The organism is Nitrososphaerales archaeon (genome assembly GCA_025058425.1).
GTDB lineage: Archaea > Thermoproteota > Nitrososphaeria > Nitrososphaerales > JANXEG01 > JANXEG01.
This window is the reverse complement of sequence record JANXEG010000050.1, coordinates 1-8,830: the sequence shown is the minus strand read 5'-3', so window position 1 is coordinate 8,830 and position 8,830 is coordinate 1. Positions and strand designations below refer to the sequence as shown.

The window sequence follows — 8,830 nt, the reverse complement described above, 5'->3', positions numbered from 1 at the left end:
AAAGGGGTTTAGAGGTCAAGCCGTTCTTTATGATGTACAGAACCGATCAGCTCAATAATCTCCTCGATAGATTATCCAAATTTAGTAGATTTTGGAGTACCTTTGCAAATGTGGGTATTTTTATTAGTGTGGTTGCGATGGTCTTCGCTCTAACGTTCCTCTTACGAAATCTCTACAGCTACTTCTTCCTCAAACCGGAAGATTTCGCTCAGGTCGCTCTACTCTTACCCGGTGTCACGATTCAGACACCTGTCGCATTGACCTACTTCCTCCTCTCTTTACCATTTATTCTCATAATCCACGAAGGTGCACATGGTGTTATAGCAAGGTTGGAGAAGATAAGGATCAAGTCGAGTGGTATTCTGTTGGTCGTAACACTCATCGGCGCCTTCGTCGAACCCGATCAAGAAGAATTTAAGAAAGCGCGCCACTCATCAAGATTAAGAGTATTTGCAGCAGGCTCGGCCGCAAATATACTCTTCTCATTTATAGTGTTGATCTTTCTCGTATTAACTCCTACATTCGCTCCCATACTACCTAATGAAGTCAGGCCCGTGTTTTATGAAGAGCCTTCTGGCCTATTGGTAAGGGTGGTTTCACCAGATAGCCCTGCGGAGAGGTCTGGGTTAAAGGTGAATGATATCATCGTAGGAGTCGATGGGCATAGAATTAAGAGCTTGGAAGATTACATCGATCTAAATCTAAAACCGAACCGATCGATTACGTTGAAGGTCCTAAGGGATGGCTCGACGATCCTTCTAAATGTTGAAACTATACCATCACCCATCGATAGATCTCGGGGCGTGATAGGTTTCGGGGGCATCACCTTCTACCCTCCCCGATTGTTCCCCTCTGGCATCTATTGGCCCCCTCATGTGGCCCTCTTCCTCTTTTGGGTCTGGTTCCTTTCATTCAATGTGGGACTATTCAACATGCTTCCCATATACCCTTTGGATGGAGATGGCTTCATCAATACGATCTTAAATTCGAGACTTTCGGTTAAGAAGAGTAAGGTATTGAGATTGGTTATAAATATATTTGCTCTGTCTCTGGTCGCGATCAACCTGATCATCAGCATCATCAATTATGGCCTATTCGTAATCTAGTATGCTACTTACCAATATGATCGCGAGTATGAAATGTACGAAGTGTGGCATCGGCAGACCGATATACAAGAGGTTATATTCGGGTGAGCAACTCTGTCCATCCTGCTTCACTTCATCCATCTTAAAGAAGGTAAGGAGGACGATTTCACGCTTCAAGATGTTGAAGCATGGGGATAGAGTGGCCGTCGCCGTTTCTGGAGGAAAGGATAGTTTAACTCTACTCACCATTCTCGATAAATTATGTAGGAAGCATGCATCACAACTTTATGCTATTTCGGTAGATGAAGGTATCGAGGGTTACCGTGATGAAGCTCTAGAGTATGCGGATCGAGTATGTAGTGATCTGAATATTCCACATGCTACCATATCTTACCAAGAGCTCTACGGTTTTACACTGGATGAAGCCCTGAAGTGTAGAAAGGATTTGAAGATCTCTGCATGTGCATTGTGTGGTGTATTGAGGAGGAGGGCTCTAGATATCATTGCCGAAAGGGTGAAAGCGGATGTGGTGGCTACCGCTCACAACCTCGACGATTACATTCAAACCTTTATCATCAACATTTTAAGTGGTGATCTAGAGAGGTTGGGATGGCTCGACCCCACCTATGAACCTCACACGAATTTCGCTATAAGGAGGGTGAAGCCCTTGATCGAACTTTACGAACAAGAAATAGCGCTTTATGCATACCTTAAGAAGATCCCATTTCAAGAAGTAAGCTGCCCCTATAGAGAAGAGGGGATCAGATCTGAGATTAGAAATTTCTTAAACGATTTGGAGAGTAGACATGCGGGTATTAAGTATATCATCTTTAAATCGGCCTTAAGTATTGCACACCAATCACGAATTTTACATAGAAAGGATTCTATAAAGCGTTGTATAAAGTGTGGGTATCCATCATCTTCGCAAATCTGCTCCGTCTGCCAGATACTTGAGTCGATCAGAAAGAATATGTAAATAAGTGTGCTTATAATAGTATATCTTGGCGGCGGGTAGGGCTGGGAGGCTAGCCGTCTCCTCGACCTGAAAACGGCTATATGCAGGGGCCAGTAACCGTCGGCTAAAGTGCCTTGATCAAGATACCCACCAACCTCACATGGATGATTCCGCGCCGTAGTGGGTGGCCACAAGAGGTAGCCCTTCCGAAGGGAAGGGTGAACCTTCGGCTGCTGAATCGGCCAGGCCCGGGAGGGAGCAACCGTAAAGCAGGGTGGCTACGCTGCTACGCCTCCGTGGTTGACAATGTGAGGTTGGGAACGGGACTTGGTTGGGGCATGAACCCCGACGGAGCCGCCGCCACTTCAATAAGTACGATGAAGTAGAGCTCTCTTTAGATAAAAGATTTTTTAATATAAGAATTTAAATCCTTTCTTCTTCGATCAATACTACAAGCATTTGGACGTAAAAAGGTTCAAAAAGGATCTTACATTATTATCGGAAAGGTTAAAGAAGAATCATGAAACGATGAGTGAAGAGCTTGAGAGGATCAAAGAAAAGCTCATCAGGCTATATAGAAGGGGGCTCGTAAAGATCAACCACTCAGCCCTCGAACTTCTTTGTGCATACAATCTACTCAAGATGGGCTACGAAGTCGATGTGGAGCATAGGGTATCGGAGAGTCTTATCTGTGATGTATACGGATTAAAGGGTGATGATGCATTGATCGTAGAGATCGAGACCGGCTTTGTACCACCCGAATACGCGTTGGAACCTCTAATATACAATAAAGCTAGAATCGTGAGTAAGATAGCGAGGTACTGCCCCTATGCAGCGAAATTTAGCTTAGGCACACCACCAAATAACCTACTCCCCATCTCTAAAACCTTTCAGAAACCACCGAGGTACAGAACTCAAGAGGAGATCGAGAAGTTAAAGAGCCTATGTGATCTTTACTATAAGAATCCGCCCATCACGATCGAACAATTGAGGAATGCAAAGCTTCACTCTATATTCATCCTCGATCTCGATAATTACAGGGTTTACGAGATCGATTTAGAAAGTTACATCCAAAATTTAAGTACCATGCCATTTGCCCTTATAGAGGATCTATGAACGATCATGAGTAAAGGAAAAGAAAGCGAAAAGGAAAAGGTAAAGACTCACCAAAGAAGAGCCAAAGGGCTAGGGCTAAAGGCTAAAAGGTCGAAAGGAATAGTAGTAAGGTAGAGAAAAGGATCGCCGCCAGATTCTCGGGACAGATGTGGCTTTCCTTTGGCGGTAGTTACGCGGTTTTTACCTTCTCACTACCGCCTAGGTTTGCCCTCGGCCATATGGTTCGGAAGGTGTGGATGAGGTTTCTCATCCACCTCCGCTCTACTCATATGGCCGTTCGCTAACTGGTACCAGGCATTGAGGCCTTCCTCAATGCCACCTAAGTGTTAGCGAATCTGCCCCTCTCCCGACCTGGCGGCAACTAGTTCTATACTAAATATATTAATAAGGAATTTGGTCAAGAAGATTTTACCTATGTACAAAAAGGAAAACTACAAATGAGAAATTCTAATTTATCCTTCTATTAATTGAGAAAAGCATGCCTTAAATAGGATTGATCTTAATTGAAGCCCTTTCATAGACTTTCAAAAGCTTGACCATTCCCGATGATAAAGTAAAAATGAGAAGATATGAACTTAAGTCAATCGGCTACAGGTTAAGAGTTATAAATCAGCCATCATTTAATGATATTACTAGCGAAAGTCAGCAAAGCTGGGGTCGCCTAGCCTGGTAGGGCGCAGGCCTGCTAAGATACAGCGCCGAAAGTCTGTGGCCGATAAGGCCGCGCGGGTTCGAATCCCGCCCCCAGCGCCAGTATCTTTTCTCTTAAGTAAGGATTAAGAGATTTTTATCTACTCGCTCAAAGATCAAAGATTGAAGATCGATTGGGCTATAAAGGCATCTTGGTAGCGGGGGGTAGATTTGAACTACCGATCTGCGGGTATCTTACGTGAATAGTTATGAGCCCGCCGGGATGACCTGGCTTCCCCACCCCGCTACGAAGAGAATAAGAACTCTTTCATATTTATTTAGTGATCGATGAACTTAAATATTTTACCGTGAACATTTTCATCGGATCGATATTACTTTCAATTTTCATAAAACTTAATTGGATGATCTTTGAAGGATATTGATGGTTTTGAGATTTTTTCCTTCGCCGTTAGCGAAGATATCTACTAAGGTTATTTCTTATCTTTATCGAAGCTTTGTTGAGAATTATTTACAAACTATTATCATCTTATTACCTTTGATAAGTTCACCTTTAAGATTAAGATTGGTGCAATTCTGCTTCAATCTGTTTTATCTTCCACTCCAAAACTTTCTTTAGATAAGAATTATCCATCGGAACCATGGTTTTGCCACATTTTGGACACTTGAAGAAATGTTCCATAGATTCTTCAAAGGTCATACTCCTACATCCAGATGTACCGCAGGAGTAGAATTGATGGCTATTCTCATACTCTAGTCTACTCTTCAATCTGTTTAGAATTTTTCTTTTCTGTGTGAGAATAAAGCTATCGACTTGATCCCTCTGTGCCCTCCATCTGTAGACGAACCAGCTCTTCTTCTGATCCCTTACTCTAATACCAGTTATTAAAGAGTGTCCGAATAGCGTATATAGGGCTTTTCTCACAATATTGATCTTAAGACCGGTGGCACTCGCTATTTCTTCATCGGTAGCATTTTCATTATTGAGAACAGCCCTTGCTACACGTGCATAATCCTCACCACCTAAAAGGCTCGCGATCTTCACGAATGAATCTTCATATTCGATATTCATTATTCTACCATCTCCACCCTCTTACCATACTCTGAAGGTATCACTCTAATTTTATATCCGTTGAACATACGTTTAAGCTCTTCTCCTCCAAAGAGACGGTCTAGAAAGATGGCGAGTGCAGCGACCTCCGAATGAGGTTGATGTCCTATAGCTACATTAAAATCACTGATCTTAAAGACTTCTCCCGGTACCTTCTCTGCACCCACGATGACCAGAATATCTTTACCAGAATTTCTAATCTTATTTATTACCTCATCCACATGGATTCCATACATCGTCAAGTGAACCACGAGACCTCCACGATTCTTCCACTCTTTAATAACCTTCCTCCAATCATCTATCAATTCCACACCGAATTCGCCACCCCACATCCTCGTCACATTATCGATACTCTCCTTGACCTTTTCCTCAGCATTTACGATCCAGATTTTGTTCGCACCGAATGCTCTTGCTACCAAACCGACATGGGTAGTTATGCGATCATCCCTTACCAATCTATGCCCCAATCTTAATACACAGACCTTCAAGTCTTTACAACCCTTTTCTTAACCAAATTTTCGTAAGATGATTGGAAGTGATCGATCGTCCATGAAGGACCATCAACGATCAATGTGAGATTATAATCGGAAGTTAAAGTCTTCACTACAGCGTTCTGTTTCAACCAATCGATCTCTTCAGCCAGATTTAAAGCTTCCTCCTGACTTAAAGTTAGCTCTAATCTAACAGACTTAAAGATCGAATTATATATCCTTTCTTTTAATTCATCGATGCCCATTCCCGTTTTAGCAGATATTACCACGTAGTTCCCTTCAAACCCTATCACTCTCAACTTTTCATCCCAGCCTTCTTTTGCGACAAGGTCTGCTTTATTAAAGACGAGTAATATACGTGAAGGTGATACCTTGAGCTCCGAAAGTATCTTCATACAATCCTCGTACTCTTTAGCCAATTTGGTAGATGGTTTGCTGAGATCTAACATGAGAAGGACAAGATTCGCATAGGTCAACTCTTCCAACGTCGATTTGAAAGATTCGATCATGTAGGTGGGTAGCCTACTGATGAATCCCACGGTATCTGAGATGAGGACTTTGGAGTTGAATAGATTCGTCGCTCTTGTGTACGTGGATAGGGTTGTAAATGCTCCTTTATCCACCTCTTTCTTCTCGCCCGTTAGTAGATTGAAGAGTGTAGTCTTACCAACACCTGTATAACCTGCGAGGGCGATGATCGGGATATTTAACTTCTGCCTTTGAATTCTATGTAAAACCCTCATTCGACCGATTTCTTTAAGTTTTTCTTTGAGCATCGAAATCCTCTTCTTAATCGTATAATAGTACACATCTACCTCATACTTACCCAACCCAAAGAAACCGGGTTGTTCACCCATCTTCGCCAATCGGACCTTCTCCTTCGCCCGAGGCATCTCATACCTGAGTTCGGCCATCTTTACTTGAATCTTCGCTTCAGCGGTGGTAGCCCTCCTATTAAATATCTCTAGAATTAGTTTCTCTCTATCTATCACTTCTACACCTGTAAGTTTCGTTAGATTATAGATCTGAACCGATCTTAACCTTTCATCGAATAAGATGGCATCCACATTCAGATCCTTCACCAACCTTTTCAATTCTTCAGCCTTTCCAGGGCCTATCCCGAACTTCGCCCTCTTAAGGTATCTTTGCTTAATGACTTCGACTACTTCATATCCCGCTGCATCTGCCAATCCCAAAGCTTCTTCGATGATGTACTGATCTGGATAGGTGATCAATATACTTCTTCTCTTCTGCAAATTTTATCCCTTAATGAAATTATTCACCTTCAACAGGTACTAAGAGCTCTACTTTGAGGGTATGCTCGATCTTCCTCGCCAGTATATCATCAGGCTTAAGTTTACCACTCTCTAAGAGCTTTATCACAGAGAGTTTTTCATTGATCTTACGACTTAACTGCTCCTGTGTCAGACCGATCCTCTCACGTGCCTGTTTAATCACTTTGAAGTAATCTTTCCTTAATTCCAATTTAAACTCATGTTTGACCGTGGAAGGGGTTTGTATCGAGGGCTGTGCTTTCTTCACCACCTTCACTGGAGATCCCAATTTCGAGCACATATTACACACTATGAATACTGCACCATCTACTTCAATATTTACAGTCTGCCCATGTATCGCTCTTCCACAAATTTCACATCTTGCGGACATCATCGATCTTCCGATCTGTAATCTTTGTAGATATGTGAGGTATTTTCATCGATCTATGTATCGAGCCCTTTTTCACATCCATCCTTAACATCTTAACCTTCATCGACAGCCTTCGATCACCATAGACACCTATTAATGGAATAAATTAGGATAAAAACCTTTTTTAATTATACTACTATGGTGCGCTTTGGATTATAGGGTTAAGGTAGCGATGGTCGTAGATTACCTTTTTGGTAAAGGTGTTAGCAAGAGCCTTCCATTGGACAAGTTAGAATTCGTATTCTCACCGAGGACGAAGAGATTAAGAAATATCCTTCTGAATGGTAAGCTTGTAGCGACTGTAAGGCCCGATGGTGGTTTAGCATTAACGATCTTTGGTGCAGAATTGTTGAGTAAAAGTGATAAATTCATAGAGAATTGTATTGTAATTAAAGATGATGCTGTCGATTACGTCTCAAGAGGCCGTTCTGTCTTCTGTAAGCATGTGGTAAAGTGTGGAAGAAGGATTAGACCCGGTAGTGAGGTGGTAGTTTTAAATAATGAAGGAAAGGTGGTGGCTGTAGGTAAAGCTATCCTTTCAGCGAGGATGATCAAAAGATTTAAGGATGGTGTTGCTGTGAAGGTTAGAGAGGGTGTTAAGGAATATGATTAAAGAATTTCAAAATGGCTTTACTGGTATAGGCCTTCAAGTATGTAAAGCTACAGTAGGTCTCTTATCTAACGATAGAACGCTTATAACTTCTCCAGAATACTTTGGTGGAGTACCACATCCAGCGGTTCTGGAGGGGAAAGGTTGGAACATCGGTTGCCAAGAAGCCAATTTTAAGGTTGAGAAGGTAGAGTATAAACCTCCACCATCAATGGATGGTTACTTTTACATCTTCAATCATAGAGGCGCCACTCCATACTTACACATAAGTGAAGATGCAGTAATCGCCATTGGTGATTGGTCTAAGCTCGAAAGTGAGGCTTTCGATCGAAGGTACTCCCTGTTTGGGAACCAAGGTGTCCTCTTCAGATATTTTTTAACCGTACTGGAGAGGAGAGGTATTTACAACTTTCACGCATGTGGCTTAATCGATAAAGATACGCAGAAGGTTTACCTTGTGTTGGGTGAGAGAGGTAGCGGTAAATCTGCGGTACTACTGGCTGCTTTGGATAGCGGTAGGTACTTATCCTTCGGTACAGAGATAATTCATACGGGTTTTGAGGATGATAAATTGGTCTTTTACCGTGGATGTATGAGGAATAACGTAAGGGTCGGGCATATGCTATACGATTTTCCCGAGTTAACTAAGAAAATTGGTGTAAAGTTTGCTGAATTCAAGGACCCTTGGGGTACGAAGGTTCAACTGGACTTCAGTCCTTTCTCGATACCACAAGAGAAGATTATAGACCCTGAACTTATAATCGTAATCCCGAGGATAGAAGAAGAGTTGAGCAAGCCACAAATTACCTATGTAGATAAGTTTGTCAAAGTGAAGAGGCAGTTATTAGAGAATATTTCAGATAAGATCGTCAGTTTAGCACTCATTTATGAGCGATTACCAGTCGGTAGCTTAGATAACCCTCGTTTACTTTGGTCAAGAATGAGATTCGTCGATCGATTGATAGAAAAAGGAAGGATCGTTAGAGTGGTAAATTTATTCGCCAGCCCCCATAATTGTTTGGAGGGATTAAAGGTATAGTGCTCTTAAAGGAAATAATTCAAAATGCAGAAAGGTTTATATGGTATTCAACAATCTGTGTAAATTGTGGT

9 protein-coding genes, 2 tRNA genes and 1 other RNA gene are annotated in these 8,830 nt (G+C 42.0%); 7 read left to right on the top strand and 5 right to left on the bottom strand.

Translation table 11 applies throughout. From position 1 onward, the window contains the following. The 5 genes from NZ896_05600 to NZ896_05580 form a co-directional block, all read left to right on the top strand. On the top strand, positions 1 to 1,106 hold a 1,106-nt coding region (locus NZ896_05600; protein ID MCS7116927.1), incomplete at its 5' end, for a site-2 protease family protein. Positions 1,107 to 1,134: 28 nt separating this feature from the next. Further along, complete coding sequence (locus tag NZ896_05595) at positions 1,135 to 2,061, top strand: TIGR00269 family protein (protein MCS7116926.1); 927 nt, start codon at positions 1,135 to 1,137, stop codon at positions 2,059 to 2,061. Positions 2,062 to 2,090: 29 nt separating this feature from the next. Next, positions 2,091 to 2,400, top strand: an RNA gene (ffs, locus tag NZ896_05590) — signal recognition particle sRNA. Between the two features lie 168 nt (positions 2,401 to 2,568). After that, a complete protein-coding gene (locus NZ896_05585; GenBank protein ID MCS7116925.1) occupies positions 2,569 to 3,156 on the top strand; it encodes a hypothetical protein in 588 nt (195 codons plus the stop codon). A 650-nt stretch (positions 3,157 to 3,806) separates the two neighbouring features. Then, positions 3,807 to 3,909: transfer RNA gene (locus NZ896_05580), tRNA-Ser, on the top strand. Positions 3,910 to 3,999: 90 nt separating this feature from the next. On the opposite strand, the gene NZ896_05575 is transcribed toward NZ896_05580, so the two are convergent. From NZ896_05575 to NZ896_05555, 5 genes are all read right to left on the bottom strand, one after another. Next, positions 4,000 to 4,093, bottom strand: a tRNA-Met gene (locus tag NZ896_05575). Positions 4,094 to 4,363: 270 nt separating this feature from the next. Beyond that, positions 4,364 to 4,876, bottom strand: coding sequence for a transcription factor (locus tag NZ896_05570; protein ID MCS7116924.1), 513 nt, complete (start codon positions 4,874 to 4,876; stop codon positions 4,364 to 4,366). Beyond that, a complete protein-coding gene (locus tag NZ896_05565; GenBank protein MCS7116923.1) occupies positions 4,876 to 5,403 on the bottom strand; it encodes a tRNA (cytidine(56)-2'-O)-methyltransferase in 528 nt (175 codons plus the stop codon). The genes NZ896_05570 and NZ896_05565 overlap by 1 nt, the downstream gene beginning before the upstream one ends. Then, positions 5,400 to 6,662, bottom strand: coding sequence for a GTPase HflX (gene hflX / locus NZ896_05560; protein MCS7116922.1), 1,263 nt, complete (start codon positions 6,660 to 6,662; stop codon positions 5,400 to 5,402). The genes NZ896_05565 and hflX overlap by 4 nt, the downstream gene beginning before the upstream one ends. 19 nt (positions 6,663 to 6,681) lie before the next feature. Continuing rightward, entirely contained in the window at positions 6,682 to 7,071 is a 390-nt protein-coding gene (locus NZ896_05555; protein MCS7116921.1) for a multiprotein bridging factor aMBF1, read from the bottom strand. 187 nt (positions 7,072 to 7,258) lie between these two features. On the opposite strand from NZ896_05555, the gene NZ896_05550 reads away from it, so the two are divergent. Continuing rightward, the gene (locus NZ896_05550) at positions 7,259 to 7,723 is read left to right on the top strand and encodes a hypothetical protein (protein MCS7116920.1); all 465 of its coding nucleotides are present in this window, start codon (positions 7,259 to 7,261) and stop codon (positions 7,721 to 7,723) included. Next, complete coding sequence (locus NZ896_05545) at positions 7,716 to 8,759, top strand: hypothetical protein (protein ID MCS7116919.1); 1,044 nt, start codon at positions 7,716 to 7,718, stop codon at positions 8,757 to 8,759. Before NZ896_05550 ends, NZ896_05545 begins: the two co-directional genes overlap by 8 nt. The last annotated feature ends 71 nt before the right edge of the window (positions 8,760 to 8,830 follow it).